This is a genomic window from Ferrimonas sp. YFM (genome assembly GCF_030296015.1).
Taxonomy (GTDB): Bacteria; Pseudomonadota; Gammaproteobacteria; order Enterobacterales; family Shewanellaceae; genus Ferrimonas.
Genome location: NZ_AP027368.1, coordinates 31,964 through 47,277, shown reverse-complemented (window position 1 = coordinate 47,277; position 15,314 = coordinate 31,964). Strand labels below are relative to the sequence as shown.

11 protein-coding genes, 2 tRNA genes and 3 rRNA genes are annotated in these 15,314 nt (G+C 54.6%); 4 read left to right on the top strand and 12 right to left on the bottom strand.

Annotated features, from left to right (window positions below; genetic code table 11):
* Nucleotides 1-255 precede the first annotated feature (255 nt).
* Entirely contained in the window at nucleotides 256-1,293 is a 1,038-nt protein-coding gene (locus QUE41_RS00210; RefSeq protein ID WP_286339505.1) for an IS110 family RNA-guided transposase, read from the bottom strand.
* A 180-nt stretch (nucleotides 1,294-1,473) separates the two neighbouring features.
* On the opposite strand from QUE41_RS00210, the gene QUE41_RS00205 reads away from it, so the two are divergent.
* Nucleotides 1,474-2,511, top strand: a complete 1,038-nt coding sequence (locus tag QUE41_RS00205) for an IS110 family RNA-guided transposase (RefSeq protein ID WP_286341021.1) — start codon at nucleotides 1,474-1,476, stop codon at nucleotides 2,509-2,511.
* A gap of 422 nt (nucleotides 2,512-2,933) precedes the next feature.
* Here QUE41_RS00205 and rrf read toward each other — a convergent pair.
* From rrf to QUE41_RS00180, 5 genes are all read right to left on the bottom strand, one after another.
* Nucleotides 2,934-3,048 (bottom strand): 5S ribosomal RNA (rrf, locus tag QUE41_RS00200).
* A gap of 92 nt (nucleotides 3,049-3,140) precedes the next feature.
* Nucleotides 3,141-6,027, bottom strand: a 23S ribosomal RNA gene (locus QUE41_RS00195).
* A gap of 360 nt (nucleotides 6,028-6,387) precedes the next feature.
* Nucleotides 6,388-6,463, bottom strand: a tRNA-Ala gene (locus tag QUE41_RS00190).
* Between the two features lie 36 nt (nucleotides 6,464-6,499).
* Nucleotides 6,500-6,576: transfer RNA gene (locus QUE41_RS00185), tRNA-Ile, on the bottom strand.
* 66 nt (nucleotides 6,577-6,642) lie between these two features.
* A 16S ribosomal RNA gene (locus QUE41_RS00180) occupies nucleotides 6,643-8,197 on the bottom strand.
* Together the 16S, 23S and 5S rRNA genes with 2 tRNA genes alongside form the textbook arrangement of a ribosomal RNA operon.
* Before the next feature lie 414 nt (nucleotides 8,198-8,611).
* Between QUE41_RS00180 and QUE41_RS00175 the strand changes: the two genes are divergently transcribed.
* Nucleotides 8,612-9,145: a gamma carbonic anhydrase family protein gene (locus tag QUE41_RS00175; RefSeq protein ID WP_286341020.1), complete on the top strand. Its 534-nt coding sequence runs from the start codon at nucleotides 8,612-8,614 to the stop codon at nucleotides 9,143-9,145.
* A gap of 3 nt (nucleotides 9,146-9,148) precedes the next feature.
* Here the strand turns inward: QUE41_RS00175 and QUE41_RS00170 are convergent, their stop codons facing one another.
* Both QUE41_RS00170 and aroE read right to left on the bottom strand, forming a co-directional pair.
* Entirely contained in the window at nucleotides 9,149-9,424 is a 276-nt protein-coding gene (locus QUE41_RS00170; RefSeq protein ID WP_286341019.1) for a DUF1488 family protein, read from the bottom strand.
* A complete protein-coding gene (aroE, locus tag QUE41_RS00165) occupies nucleotides 9,421-10,242 on the bottom strand; it encodes a shikimate dehydrogenase (protein ID WP_286341018.1) in 822 nt (273 codons plus the stop codon). The genes QUE41_RS00170 and aroE overlap by 4 nt, the downstream gene beginning before the upstream one ends.
* 29 nt (nucleotides 10,243-10,271) lie before the next feature.
* Here aroE and QUE41_RS00160 point away from each other — a divergent pair, with 29 nt between their 5' ends.
* Nucleotides 10,272-10,706: a group II truncated hemoglobin gene (locus tag QUE41_RS00160; protein WP_286341017.1), complete on the top strand. Its 435-nt coding sequence runs from the start codon at nucleotides 10,272-10,274 to the stop codon at nucleotides 10,704-10,706.
* Here QUE41_RS00160 and hemF read toward each other — a convergent pair.
* From hemF to QUE41_RS00140, 4 genes are read right to left on the bottom strand one after another with little or no spacing between them, the layout of a single operon-like run.
* On the bottom strand, nucleotides 10,703-11,620 hold the full coding sequence (gene hemF / locus QUE41_RS00155) for an oxygen-dependent coproporphyrinogen oxidase (RefSeq protein ID WP_286341016.1): 918 nt from the start codon (nucleotides 11,618-11,620) through the stop codon (nucleotides 10,703-10,705). The two genes, QUE41_RS00160 and hemF, sit on opposite strands and share 4 nt — an antisense overlap.
* Before the next feature lie 17 nt (nucleotides 11,621-11,637).
* Nucleotides 11,638-12,204, bottom strand: coding sequence for an L-threonylcarbamoyladenylate synthase type 1 TsaC (tsaC, locus tag QUE41_RS00150; protein WP_286341015.1), 567 nt, complete (start codon nucleotides 12,202-12,204; stop codon nucleotides 11,638-11,640).
* A gap of 3 nt (nucleotides 12,205-12,207) precedes the next feature.
* On the bottom strand, nucleotides 12,208-12,714 hold the full coding sequence (gene purE, locus QUE41_RS00145) for a 5-(carboxyamino)imidazole ribonucleotide mutase (RefSeq protein ID WP_136854400.1): 507 nt from the start codon (nucleotides 12,712-12,714) through the stop codon (nucleotides 12,208-12,210).
* 54 nt (nucleotides 12,715-12,768) lie between these two features.
* Entirely contained in the window at nucleotides 12,769-13,329 is a 561-nt protein-coding gene (locus tag QUE41_RS00140) for a DNA topoisomerase family protein (RefSeq protein WP_286341014.1), read from the bottom strand.
* Between the two features lie 160 nt (nucleotides 13,330-13,489).
* Here QUE41_RS00140 and QUE41_RS00135 point away from each other — a divergent pair, with 160 nt between their 5' ends.
* Entirely contained in the window at nucleotides 13,490-15,253 is a 1,764-nt protein-coding gene (locus QUE41_RS00135; protein ID WP_286342994.1) for a collagenase, read from the top strand.
* Nucleotides 15,254-15,314 lie beyond the last annotated feature (61 nt).

Sequence of the window (15,314 nt, the reverse complement as noted above, 5' to 3'; positions counted from 1 at the left end):
CCTCCCCCAGCACCGTCATGCCGTATATGGACTCCTCCCGAGTTTCAACCTCCAGCGCAGACAGACAAAGTAAGATGCAGGCGTATATTCGGGCTCTTGATGGGTTGCGATCCCTGGCCACTGATGTTTTCGCACCACCATGCCTCTACGCGAACGCGGAATTGAATTCTCGCCGGCAAGATCAGGCTCTTGGTGGTCGGTCTCACCTGTTTGTTATGCGCTCTTGGTTGTCACTCTTAACTCTTGAATCGATGGTTAGATAGCTTGAGGTTGTTGATAATCCTGATCTCGGTGCAACATGGCCCAGGCAGTGCGAATGGTTTTGTTAACTAGCGCCACTGCCGCACGTCGAAGCCCGCGTCGCTCGATAATTGCCAACAGCCATTTTTCTTTGAGTGTCTTAGGTGGCCTACGGCCTAATTGCATGGCCACAGCTAATGCCCCCTGAATCAGGTTGGCGCGCAGCCGCTTATGGCCAATCCGCTTGCCAATACCACCTAAAGAAGTGACGCCCCCGGTACTGAATTGTTTAGGCGTCACTCCAATGCAGGCCGCGGCTTCCCGGCCATTCTTAAACCCTTCACCACGCTCACCTAAGATGAGATACAAGGCCAAGGCATTAACCTCGCCAACGCCTTCAAGCTTCATGAGCCTCTTGCAGGGCGACTGCTGCTTTATCAATTCTGATAGCTGATTCTCTATTTGTTTGAGCTCATCTCTCCCCCGTTGCCATTGCTGGTACACCTTTGAAAGCTGAGCTTTGAAGGCCTGAGGAAGAAGCTCAGACGAGCCGTCTAGAAGCTCTGGCATGATCCGTATAAGTGCTGTATTCCCTTTGGCGATGGTGATACCAAACTCATAGAGCAAGCTACGCATCATGTTGCTGGTTGAGCGGTTATGATCCAGCCAGTGCTGACGCATCCGCTCAATGCTTTGCAAAGCTTGTTGTTCAACCGATTTGACTGCTGCAGAGCGAGTGCTTGGCTGACGGGCTGCTATCGCGATGGCCAGTGCATCGTTGCTATCGGTTTTATGGCCCTGCCGATATGGGGTGACTGTTTTGGGGGCGATGATCATGACGGAGTGGCCAAAAGATTCAGCGAAGCGGCCCCAGTAGTGGGCGGAGCCACAGGCCTCCACGGCAACAATGGAGGGTTTCTGCTTGGCCAGCCATTGCTCAAGTCGTGCGCGTGACATACTGCGGTTATTCAACACTTGATGTTCCGGACTGAGCGTTGCCACTTGGAAAGAAGATTTTGCCAGGTCGATGCCGATGATATTAAGGTTAAGCATGTATGGGCTCCTTTCGCTGTTAGAGCGGTTGTGGTGACTTAACTCTAGCCCCTTAGGGGAGGGAGGAGTCCATACATCGCGGACGCCGGTATCCAGTGATGTGATGGACGCCCCCTACGATACGGCGTCAAATGCGCCAGAATTAAGTTGCGACACATAATTCAGAGAGGAGCGTCCATCATGTCTATTAAAGCCATTGGAATTGATTTAGCCAAGAGTGTTTTTCAGGTTTGCGTTCTGCTGGAGGATGGCTCCATCCTTTGGAACCGCAAGGTCAAAAGAGAAAAGCTGCTGCACACACTCCTTGAATTCCCAACGGATACACTGGTGGCCATGGAGTCTTGTGCTCGTTCTCACTATTGGGGAAGGCGGCTCCAGCAAGCCGGTTACCAGGTGAAGCTCATCCCCGCACAACATGTAAAACCCATGGTGTCTGCGCAAAAGAACGATGCCAATGATGCGCTGGCCATTTGCGAAGCGGCTTTCCGCCCTAAGTTGCATCCAGTTCCCATAAAGACCATTGAGCAGCAAGACATTAAGGCTCTGCGCTGCGTCCGGCAGAGAATGGTCGACTACAGAACGGCACTGGCCTGTCAGATACGTGGCTTGGCAGGAGAATATGGCGTTAACTTCAGTACCGGGATAAAGCTGTTGAGAAATCAGTTACCCGAATCCGTTGAAGATGGCGATAACGGGTTGAGCTTTGTCATGCGGGGGCTGTTGCTGCGGATGGAGCGGGAGCTCAAGGCTCTGGATGAGGAGATCAAAGCCATAGAGCAGGAGATTCATCAGCTGTGCAAACAGCAACCCCGCTATCAACTTTTGCAGAGCATTCCGGGGTTCGGTCCCATTGTCGCGGCAGCTTTCGTCAGTGAAGTGGGTGACGGCCGACAGTTTTCCAACGGTCGTCAACTGGCGGCTTGGTGTGGCTTGGTTCCAAAGCAGCACAGCACCGGAGGCAAAACCCGGCTGGGCAGCATTACCAAGGCAGGAAACAAGCAACTGCGGGTGCTGTTAATTCACGGGGCAAGAGCGGTCTTCGCTCATGTGGCCAAACGAAATGACAGGCTGGGAAGATGGCTGAGCAATCTGATAGTGCGCCGGGGCAAGCGCAAGGCAATCGTGGCCCTGGCCAATAAACTGGCCCGGATTGCCTGGAGCATGACGGTCAGCGGCAGCCAGTTCGAGTTGAATCACGCTTTCACAGCTTCCAAATAACCACTTCCTCCACTTTAAGAGGGGAATAGAGGGTACCAAGCAACCTGAGTTTGCATAACTTGATGAAAAACGGTTATCCGGCCTGGCAAGAGCCTGACATAAGACCGACAGAGAATGTCGTTCCAGCGTGAAGGTGGTCAGGTTCGGACCACATTGTGGCGCTACCTCTCGAAGGTAATACAGACGCCGGATATACGTCCGCAAACCGATCTCATCAATGTCTTGCAACTGCAGGGGCGTCCATATACGTCTTTAGTTTTGGTGAGGCACAGGAAAGCCGCTGGACCCTGGCCTGCGCCAGGGAGACGATTGTGCGTGGCGGCGGGAATTAGCGCATGGGATCAGGGGCCTGATCTCATGCGTGCTTAGGACCTAAAACGAAAAAAGCCCAACCTTGCGGTTGGGCTTTTTTCTGAATGAGTGCCTGACGATGACCTACTCTCACATGGGAACTCCCACACTACCATCGGCGCTACTGTGTTTCACTGCTGAGTTCGGCATGGGATCAGGTGGGACCACAGCGCTATGGTCGTCAGACGAATTTGGAACAATTCGCACAAGCTGTTTTCTCGTTTGCATTCTCGCAAGCGCTTTCTATATCTGGGATATCAAAACCCATTGGGTGTTGTATGGTTAAGCCTCACGGGTCATTAGTACAGGTTAGCTCAACGCCTCACAACGCTTACACACCCTGCCTATCAACGTCCTAGTCTTGGACGGCCCTTTAGAGACCTTGAAGGTCTAGTGAGAACTCATCTTGAGGCTCGCTTCCCGCTTAGATGCTTTCAGCGGTTATCGATTCCGAACTTAGCTACCCGGCAATGCCACTGGCGTGACAACCGGAACACCAGAGGTTCGTCCACTCCGGTCCTCTCGTACTAGGAGCAGCCCCTCTCAATTCTCAAACGCCCACGGCAGATAGGGACCGAACTGTCTCACGACGTTCTGAACCCAGCTCGCGTACCACTTTAAATGGCGAACAGCCATACCCTTGGGACCGACTTCAGCCCCAGGATGTGATGAGCCGACATCGAGGTGCCAAACACCGCCGTCGATATGAACTCTTGGGCGGTATCAGCCTGTTATCCCCGGAGTACCTTTTATCCGTTGAGCGATGGCCCTTCCATGCAGAACCACCGGATCACTATGACCTACTTTCGTACCTGCTCGACGTGTCTGTCTCGCAGTTAAGCTGGCTTATGCCATTGCACTAACCGTATGATGTCCGACCATACTTAGCCAACCTTCGTGCTCCTCCGTTACTCTTTGGGAGGAGACCGCCCCAGTCAAACTACCCACCAGGCACTGTCCCTAACCCCGATTCAGGGGCCCAGGTTAGAACATCAACACTACAAGGGTGGTATTTCAAGGACGGCTCCACGTCATCTAGCGACAACGCTTCAAAGCCTCCCACCTATCCTACACATGTAGGGTCAATGTTCAGTGCCAAGCTGTAGTAAAGGTTCACGGGGTCTTTCCGTCTAGCCGCGGGTATACGGCATCTTCACCGCAAATTCAATTTCACTGAGTCTCGGGTGGAGACAGCGTGGCCATCATTACGCCATTCGTGCAGGTCGGAACTTACCCGACAAGGAATTTCGCTACCTTAGGACCGTTATAGTTACGGCCGCCGTTTACCGGGGCTTCGATCAAGAGCTTCTTCCGAAGAATAACCCCATCAATTAACCTTCCGGCACCGGGCAGGCGTCACACCGTATACGTCCACTTACGTGTTTGCACAGTGCTGTGTTTTTGATAAACAGTTGCAGCCACCTGGTATCTGCGACTGCCGACAGCTTAGGGAGCAAGTCCCATCACCGTCAGCAGCGTACCTTCTCCCGAAGTTACGGTACCATTTTGCCTAGTTCCTTCACCCGAGTTCTCTCAAGCGCCTTGGTATTCTCTACCTGACCACCAGTGTTGGTTTGGGGTACGATTCCTTCTTACCTGAAGCTTAGAAGTTTTTCCTGGAAGCATGGCATCAACCACTTCAGTGCCGTAGCACCTCGTCATCAGCTCTCAGCGTAATGTGTGTCCGGATTTGCCTAAACACACCGCCTACAACCTTAAACGCACATCCGATAGTGCGCTGGCCTAGCCTTCTCCGTCACTCCATCGCAGTAAGAAGAAGTACGGGAATATTAACCCGTTTCCCATCGACTACGCCTTTCGGCCTCGCCTTAGGGGTCGACTCACCCTGCCCCGATTAACGTTGGACAGGAACCCTTGGTCTTCCGGCGAGCGGGTTTTTCACCCGCTTTAACGTTACTCATGTCAGCATTCGCACTTCTGATACGTCCAGCATGCCTCTCGACACACCTTCAACCGCTTACAGAACGCTCCTCTACCATGCACAACAAGTGTGCATCCGCAGCTTCGGTGTCTAGTTTAGCCCCGTTACATCTTCCGCGCAGACCGACTCGACCAGTGAGCTATTACGCTTTCTTTAAATGATGGCTGCTTCTAAGCCAACATCCTGGCTGTCTGAGCCTTTCCACATCGTTTCCCACTTAACTAGAACTTTGGGACCTTAGCTGGCGGTCTGGGTTGTTTCCCTCTCCACGACGGACGTTAGCACCCGCCGTGTGTCTCCCGTAATTGCACTCATTGGTATTCGGAGTTTGCAAAGGGTTGGTAAGTCGGGATGACCCCCTAGCCTTAACAGTGCTCTACCCCCAATGGTGAGATACGAGGCGCTACCTAAATAGCTTTCGAGGAGAACCAGCTATCTCCCGGTTTGATTGGCCTTTCACCCCTACCCACAAGTCATCCGCTAATTTTGCAACATTAGTCGGTTCGGTCCTCCAGTTGGTGTTACCCAACCTTCAACCTGCCCATGGGTAGATCACCGGGTTTCGGGTCTACACCTTGCAACTCATTCGCCCAGTTAAGACTCGGTTTCCCTACGGCTCCCCTATTCGGTTAACCTTGCTACAAAATGTAAGTCGCTGACCCATTATACAAAAGGTACGCAGTCACCCCGAAGGGCTCCCACTGCTTGTACGTACACGGTTTCAGGTTCTATTTCACTCCCCTCACAGGGGTTCTTTTCGCCTTTCCCTCACGGTACTGGTTCACTATCGGTCAGTCAGGAGTATTTAGCCTTGGAGGATGGTCCCCCCATGTTCAGACAAGATATCACGTGTCCCGTCCTACTCGATTTCACACAAAGTTAGTTTTCGTGTACGGGGCTATCACCCTGTATCGCGCTACTTTCCAGAAGCTTCCACTAACACCCTCTGTGCTTAAGGGCTAATCCCCGTTCGCTCGCCGCTACTTAGGGAATCTCAATTGATTTCTTTTCCTCAGGGTACTTAGATGTTTCAGTTCCCCTGGTTCGCTCTGTACACCTATGTATTCAGTGCACAGTGACCGCTTATGCGGCCGGGTTTCCCCATTCGGAAATCGGTGACTCAAATGGCTCTTACTGCCTCATCACCGCTTATCGCAAGTTAGTACGTCCTTCATCGCCTCTGACTGCCTAGGCATCCACCGTGTACGCTTAGTTACTTAACCATACAACCCCAATAGGTCTTTTCTGCTGGGTCTTTGTCGCTTATGCGTCGTTGAAATCCTCACTCACTCGGTTATGTGGATGAACCACACGCCCTCGCTCGTTCGGCTTTCGCCTCACCTAAGCACCAAATTCCTGCGCAGAAACTACTGAAGCTGCTTAATACGATTAAACAACCAATACGTTAATCTATCGCCAGATATTCAAGGCACTTGCAAAAATTGCAAATATCTCGAGAAATTATCAGCTTGTCCAAATTGTTAAAGAGCATGCTTATTCAGGCCGAGGCCCAAAAAAAGCCAAAGGTAAATACTGGTATTTAGCTTTGGCTTCTTGCCAGATATTGAGTTTCAAAGGAGAAGTGGTGGAGCTAAGCAGGATCGAACTGCTGACCTCCTGCGTGCAAAGCAGGCGCTCTCCCAGCTGAGCTATAGCCCCATCATGGTTCTCGATGCCCAATCTTAAGGGAAAGATTGGTGGGTCTGAGTAGACTTGAACTACCGACCTCACGCTTATCAGGCGTGCGCTCTAACCAGCTGAGCTACAGACCCATCGAAACTCTTATCTTTCGTCAGACAATCTGTGTGAACACTCAACGCAAAACCGTATCTATTTCGTAAGGAGGTGATCCAGCCCCAGGTTCCCCTAGGGCTACCTTGTTACGACTTCACCCCAGTCATGAACCACACCGTGGTCATCGCCCTCCCGAAGGTTAAGCTAATGACTTCTGGTGCAGCCCACTCCCATGGTGTGACGGGCGGTGTGTACAAGGCCCGGGAACGTATTCACCGTGACATTCTGATTCACGATTACTAGCGATTCCGACTTCATGGAGTCGAGTTGCAGACTCCAATCCGGACTACGACCGGCTTTATGGGATTGGCTGACTCTCGCGAGCTCGCAACCCTTTGTACCGACCATTGTAGCACGTGTGTAGCCCATCCCGTAAGGGCCATGATGACTTGACGTCGTCCCCACCTTCCTCCGGTTTATCACCGGCAGTCTCCCTAGAGTTCCCGCCATTACGCGCTGGCAACTAAGGACAAGGGTTGCGCTCGTTGCGGGACTTAACCCAACATTTCACAACACGAGCTGACGACAGCCATGCAGCACCTGTCTCACGGTTCCCGAAGGCACACTTCGATCTCTCAAAGCTTCCGTGGATGTCAAGGGATGGTAAGGTTCTTCGCGTTGCATCGAATTAAACCACATGCTCCACCGCTTGTGCGGGCCCCCGTCAATTCATTTGAGTTTTAACCTTGCGGCCGTACTCCCCAGGCGGTCTATTTAATGCGTTAGCTTTGGAACCCACGCCTCAAGGGCACAGACTCCTAATAGACATCGTTTACAGCGTGGACTACCAGGGTATCTAATCCTGTTTGCTCCCCACGCTTTCGCATCTGAGCGTCAGTCTTTGTCCAGGAGGCCGCCTTCGCCACTGGTATTCCTTCAGATCTCTACGCATTTCACCGCTACACCTGAAATTCTACCTCCCTCTACAAGACTCTAGTCTGCCAGTTCGAAATGCAGTTCCCAGGTTAAGCCCGGGGCTTTCACATCTCGCTTAACAGACCGCCTGCATGCGCTTTACGCCCAGTAATTCCGATTAACGCTCGCACCCTCCGTATTACCGCGGCTGCTGGCACGGAGTTAGCCGGTGCTTCTTCTGCGAGTAACGTCACAGCTAACGGGTATTAACCGTTAACCTTTCCTCCTCGCTGAAAGTACTTTACAACCCGAAGGCCTTCTTCATACACGCGGCATGGCTGCATCAGGCTTGCGCCCATTGTGCAATATTCCCCACTGCTGCCTCCCGTAGGAGTCTGGACCGTGTCTCAGTTCCAGTGTGGCTGATCATCCTCTCAAACCAGCTAGAGATCGTCGCCATGGTGAGCCATTACCTCACCATCTAGCTAATCTCACTTAGGCTTATCCAATCGCGAAAGGTGCCGAAGCATCCCCCTCTTTCCCCCGTAGGGCGTATGCGGTATTAGCAGTCGTTTCCAACTGTTGTCCCCCTCGACTGGGCAAATTCCTAAGCATTACTCACCCGTCCGCCGCTCGACGCCCAACAAATCATCCGAAGAATCTTTGTTGTCGTTTCCGCTCGACTTGCATGTGTTAGGCCTGCCGCCAGCGTTCAATCTGAGCCATGATCAAACTCTTCAATTAAAAAGTTTTTTGGAATCCGAAAATTCCGACTCAATGAATTACTGAATTAACTTGTTATAGTCACTCAGTGCAACATTGATATATGAGATATCAATCCTGCGCGAGTGCCCACACAGATTGTCTGACTAATTGTTAAAGAGCGTGCCACGATTTTTCTACCGTAGCGGGATGCGAATGATACGCTCCCCAGCATCTAAGTCAAGGGAATTTTGAAATTTTCTTCATAAATCCGATTTTGACCTAGAGTCTTCAGTCAAAGCGGCGTTTTCAGCCGTTTTGCCCTGTCGACGGAGGCGCATTATAGGGGGTTATTTTATCCTGACAAGCGCTATTATGGTGTTACAAACCCGTTTGTTCACAAAACCCCCAGCATGGACGACAAAGCAGTCAAACTGGGCATTTAGGGAGCATCTTATGGCAGTTAAGTCTTTCAATAACATTACTCCGACAGTACCGGTCACCGCCTTCGTCGATACCAGTGCGGTCCTATACGGTGATATCACCCTAGGCGAAGATGTCAGTGTCTGGCCTCTGGTGGCCGCCCGGGGCGATGTAAACCACATCCGCATCGGCGATCGCAGTAACGTTCAGGACGGTACCGTACTGCACGTCACCCGCAAAGGGGAGTCCAACCCCGATGGCTATCCCCTGCTTATCGGCAAGGACGTGACCGTAGGCCACAAAGCAATGCTCCACGGCTGTACCATCGGGGATCGGGTGCTGGTGGGCATGGGCGCCATCGTTCTGGACGGTGCCATCATTGAAGACGATGTGATCCTGGGTGCCGGCAGCCTGGTGCCTCCGGGTAAGACCCTGGAGTCCGGCTTTCTCTATGTGGGTAGTCCGGCCAAACAAGCACGTCCCCTGAATGACAAAGAACGTGCTTTCCTGGCAGTTTCAGCAGAAAACTACGTGAAACTGAAGAATGAGTACCTGAACCAGGAGTAGCTATCAGATGGCCGGATGCTGTAACCAGATCCGGCCCTGAGCATCAAAGTTCTCCTCTTCGATGAGGGTTTCCGCTTCATCTTCGAGATCAAACCTGTGCTGTTCAAACGCCTGGATCGCCTGCTCCTGAGTGGTGATCTCGGCGTTTGCCAGGTGCGCCAATGCCGGTAACGCGATATAGCACCCCACTTTTTGACCCGCCACCAACGCAGTAAAGCTCAGGTGATGCTGCTGCATATCCACCTGAAGCTGATCATTAAACTGTATCTGCTGATTCATTTTGCCTCTCCCAGCTGGGCCATAAGCAGATCATAGACCTCATCCGTTGAGGGAGACACCCCCCGCCAAATCTCAAAACTGACCGCCGCCTGCTCCACCAGCATCCCCAAGCCGGCAAGATTGATGACCGCCCCGGCGTCCTCAGCCCAAAGCTGGAATACCGTGGGTTTGTCACCATAGGCCATGTCATAGCAGCTTCCTCTCTCCGCCAGCATCTCTGACTTCAGGGGCGGCAGGGTCGCCGACAGCGATGCCGAGGTACCATTGATGATCAGGTCAAAGGCACCCTCGGCCTCATCGAAGCCGCCTCCCTGGACCTGACCCAGGTGATGAAACAACGCCGCCAACTCCTTCGCCTTGGTTGCGGTGCGGTTGGCGATCACCAACTCGCCCACCTGGGCCGCCATCAGCTCAGGAATGACGCCGCGTACCGCGCCCCCGGCACCGAGTACCAAGACCCGCTTACCCGCCAGGGCCACCTTATGCTTGAGCAGATCCCTGACCAGGCCCTCGCCATCGGTATTATCACCGCACAGTTTGCCCTCCTGCCAATAAAGGGTGTTCACCGCACCCGCCAGGCGCGCACGCTCACTCAGTGAATCACACAGCTCTGCGGCCTGTTGCTTGAACGGCAGGGTCACATTGGCTCCCTGACCGCCGGCGCTTCTAAATTGCTCAACCGCCTCAGTAAAGCCATCCAGAGGTGCTAGAATCGCCTCATAACTAAGCTGCTGCCCCGTCTGTTCGGCGAAGCGGGCGTGAATCAGCGGCGATTTACTGTGTTTAATGGGATGACCGAATACGGCGTATCTGTCCATTGGCGTCGTTATCTGTAAGAGGGAAAGGAATGCTATCTGTTATACGCCGCCTGGTCGGCCGCAAGCAAGAGGCGGCAGAGCCCGCCAGTGCTTATGAACTCATTGGGGGGGAACCTGTGGTGCGCGCCATTGCCGACCGCTTCTACCAGCTGATGCAGGAGGACGCCAGGTATCGGCCACTGAGACAACAGCATCCGGATGACATGGCTGAGAGTGCCGACAAGCTGTTTATGTTTCTGTCAGGCTGGTTAGGTGGGCCGCCACTGTTCGAACAGGCTCATGGCCACCCCATGCTCAGGGCCAGACACCTGAGCTTCCGAGTAGATAAGGCGCAGAGAGATCAGTGGCTGGATTGCATGCGAAAGGCACTGAACGACACGGTCAGTCACAAAGAGGGACGTCAGGCGATACTCAAAGCCCTTATCCCCCTTGCAGACCATATGCGCAATGTGAATGAGGACTAACTCAGCTCAGAGATCCAGTCGCGTGGGCGCAGATAATCGCTGTACAACTTCGCTTCTGCGCTCCCCTCCTCCGGCTGATATTGATATTCCCAGCGCACCAGCGGCGGCATGGACATCAGGATCGATTCGGTACGACCGCCGGACTGCAGCCCAAACAGGGTCCCCCTGTCCCACACCAGATTGAACTCCACGTAGCGGCCACGGCGATACAGTTGGAACTGTCGCTGCGCTTCGGTAAAGGGGGTGTCCTTTCGACGAGCCACGATGGGATCATAGGCAGGGATAAAGCCTTCGCCTACGGCTTTCATAAAGGCAAAGCTCTGCTCAAATCCAGGCTCATTCAGGTCATCAAAAAACAGGCCTCCGACCCCCCGGGTCTCACCCCGATGTTTGAGGAAGAAGTACTCATCACACCACTTCTTGTACTTGGGGTAAATGTCATCGCCGAAGGGCAGGCACAGATCCCGGGCGGTGGTGTGCCAGTGCAGCACATCGTCATCCACCGGATAGAAGGGGGTCAGGTCAAAGCCACCACCGAACCACCAGATAGGCTCCGCCCCCTCTTTCTGGGCGATGAAGAAGCGTACATTGGCGTGAGAGGTGGGCACATGAGGGTTTTTGGGATGGATCACCAGGGAGACGCCCATGGCCTGAAAGTGACACCCCTCCAGCTCTGGGCGCTGGGCGGTGGCTGACGCAGGCATGCGGTCGCCAAACACATGGGAGAAGTTAACCCCCGCCTGCTCAAATACCTCGCCTTCGGCCAGGACACGGCTGCGGCCTCCGCCCCCCTGGGCACGTTGCCACTCATCCTGGACAAACTTTGCCTTGCCGTCAGCCTGCTCCAGACTGGCACAAATACTGTCCTGCAGCGCCAGCAAAAACTGACGTACCTGCTCAATCCGTTGTTCCATGGTTCCCTCGGTCGACGTTAGCCGGCGCGCAGAGTCTCGCCGGTGATGGCATTTCTGATGGTAGATGGGGCAAGAGATTCCCCGGTTTGACTGTCGACAACCCCGTCCAGCAGCCCTTCCAGAGCCAGCTGAACCTCAGCAACGCTCCGGCCCGGCTCTTCACCGGTCAGGTTGGCACTGGTAGACACCAGGGGTTTGCCGAACAGGCGAGCCAGTTCGGCCGCCTGGGCGTGGCCGGTTACCCGAACCGCCACAGATTGAAATTGGCCGGTAATCCACTTCGGGATACCGGGTTTGGCCGGAACCACCCAGGTATAGGGGCCAGGCCAGCTGTCCAATACCCGCTGTCGCTGGGCATCGGTGAGAGCATCGAAATCCACATAGGGGCTGAGCTGGTCGACATCCGCCGCCAGCAAGATCAGCCCCTTCTCAACCGGACGCTGCTTTATGGACAGCAAGCGCATTACCGCATCCCCATTGTCGGGGTCGCACCCCAGGCCAAATACCGCTTCAGTGGCGTAGGCAATCACGCCGCCGTCGGTCATCATCTCGGCCCCTTGCTGGGGGGTAATGCACTTACTCATGGATTAGCGGCCCAGCTTTTCCTGCAGAGCAGCATCCTTGGCCATAACAGCCTCGGCGTTCTTCTGACGATCCGCCTTAACCCGCTCAGCCATCTCTTCGCTGGCAACCGCCAGCATTTGAGCGGCCAAATAGCCGGCATTCTTGGCACCGGCTTTACCGATGGCCACCGCGGCTACGGGCACGCCACCAGGCATCATTACGGTGGAGAGCAGTGCGTCATGGCCCTGAAGTGGGCCAGCATCGATAGGCACACCGATGACAGGGCGGGTGGTGATACCGGCTACGGCACCAGCCAGGTGAGCGGCCAGGCCTGCAGCACAGATGAACACCTTGCAACCGCGCTCTTCGGCATCCTTCACATAGGCGTGAGTCGCCGCAGGGGTGCGGTGTGCGGAGGTCACCTTGACTTCGAAGTGAATATCAAAGCTCTTGAGGACGTCCAGAGTGGACTGCATTACGGGCAGATCGGAATCTGACCCCATGAGTACAGCAACAAAGGGTGTGGTCATTGTGGTACTTCCTTTTTATACCGTTTTATTATGGGTAGGGTACTTCGCGAGCGATTATATCGCTTTGCCCCGATATTTACAGGTTCGTTGCGGACAAATTAATCTCAATTCGCCCCTGAGACGCTTCTCCACCAGGATGCCCCAACCACAATCCGGGCATTTCTGCTCGTGCGGCGGGGCATTTACCACATATTTACATTTTGGGTAGTTACTGCAGCCATAGAAAGGTTTTCCCGAACGACCACTTCGGTGAAGCAGATGTCCCTTGCCGCAATCCGGACACACCACCTCGGAGTCCTCCTCCTCTTCGCGGACGATAAAATCGCACTCAGGATAGCCGGTGCAGCCGATGTAGATGCCGTATCGACCGGACTTCAACGCCAGGGGGCGTTCGCATTGGGGACAGGGCTGATCCTCCATCACTTCGATGATGCCCACCTCTTTATGGCTCAGCGGTCTGCTGTAGTCACAGGCGGGGTAACTCTGACATCCAAGAAACTGGCCGCGCTTGCCGTTGAGAATATGCAGTTCGGACCCGCACTGGGGGCAAACCTCGTACTCCCGCTCCAGGGCATGCTCATGGGCATTGAACAAACCGTCATCAATTCTACTCACGTCACACTTTTCCGCTCAAAAAATGAACAATCATCGACACACCCAGGGTGCTTGAATATAGTACCAGTGCCCAAGGCGGGGGGCACGGTGTTTACCCTGAATTGGCTTCTGAAACCTCATTTAGATCTGTATGCAAACTTTTGTAGAGGAGTATCTGGTGATGAAATTGAAGAGTGTCTCTCTTTGTCTTGCCGCGGCAACCCTGCTGTTTGGCTGCGCCGGCACCCAGGAGAACGCCCAAGCCGTCATCACCAACTCCGTGGATCTCTCCCTGGCGAACCGCGGCGACGCCGAGGTCATCAATGATCATCAGCTGGCACGCAGCATCGCAGCCGTTTCAGCCATGGCCGCTGACCCCATAAGCAACCGCCAAGCCCTGTTCAACCAACTTCAGTATCTGCGCGCCTACAGCTATTTTGCCGATGTAGACCTTATCGACGATGCGCAGATTAAGCAGTTGCATCACGGCATCATCACTCTGGGTCAATCTCTGGATCGCCGCACTCCCGAGCTGCTGGAGCAGTGGGCAGTGTTGGTGTATCGCTACTATCGTCAGGATGGCATGGGCCAGGACCTGGATTCCATTCCGGAGCTGATGGCACAGCAACTGGCCTCCTTCGAACAGACCGGCAGTGGCTCCGCCATCCAGGATTATGCCCTCTGGGAGCTACTGCGAGGTGCCGGCATGCTGCTGGAGTCAGTGCGCCGAGTACCAGAGAGTCCTCTTAAAGAGCAGTTGCTGGAGAGCGATCTGGACGACGCCCTGCTCCGTTTCGCCGCCAGCAACGGCGCCCAGCGCCCTTCTGGTGACTGGGCCCAGCAAAATGCCTACTGGGCACTGGCCATGTGGCAGTTGAATCAACCCGAAGAGATTCGCCTGCTGACCGAGCAGCGTGTGGCCCAGGTGGCCCGCGACGATCAAAGCATTCGCGGCGCCGAAGCTGGCCAGGCCTTTACCATGGGCTTCCTGGTCAATGCCTTCCTGGGGCAGCAAGCCTGCACCCAGGACTATGGCGACCTGTGCACCCTGCCGAAAGAGGAAGAGGTTCTGCCCATCGAGCATCAATGCTCCGACAGCCTCTACATTCGCGCTCAGGATCTGACTCTGGAGGAGCTGGAGCAGACCTGCAGCCGTCTCACCTCTCAGGAGCAGGACTTCCACATGCTGTTGGCCACCAATCAACAGCCGGTAGCCAACGACCACAACGACGCCCTCAAGGTGGTGGTTTTCAAGAACTGGAGCCAGTACAACGCCTACGGTCAGTTGCTCTATGACATCAATACCGACAACGGTGGCATGTACATCGAGGGCAACCCGGACGAGCAGAACAATCAGGCCACCTTTTACGCCTACCGCGCCTGGTGGAAGGAGGAGTTTCAGGTCTGGAATCTGAACCATGAGTACATCCACTATCTGGATGGCCGTTTCGTCAAGTACGGCGGGTTTGGCCACTTTCCGGAAAAGATGGTGTGGTGGGCCGAAGGGATGGCTGAGTATGTCTCCAAGGGGCGGGACAACGATCAGGCCCTCACCCTGGCTCGGGACTATGGTGTCGGCAGCTGGCCCTCTCTGGAGGAGATCTTCTCCACTCATTACCACGACGGCCTGGATCGTACCTACCGTTGGAGCTACCTGGCGGTGCGCTACTTCTGCGAGAACGACCGGGAGGCGCTGCAGGCACTGGGGCGCGCTCTGAAGCAGAACGACTTCAGCTCCTATGACGAGGCCCTGCTGGCCTTCGCCGAGGAGAATCAGGAGGGGTTCAATGAGTGGCTCAGCACCCTGGTGGATGCCATGCCCCTGGAAACCGTTCCCATGCAGCTGGCCGCCACCCCTGTGCCTCGCAAGGAGAACCGCTACAGCTACAGGGATTACCTCAAGCCAGCACACCTGGCTCGAAGCGACGCTCATCTGCACCTGTAATACAGACAAATAAAAAGAGGGCTCCTGTGGCCCTCCCCTTCCGACGGCGGCGCTAAGGTGC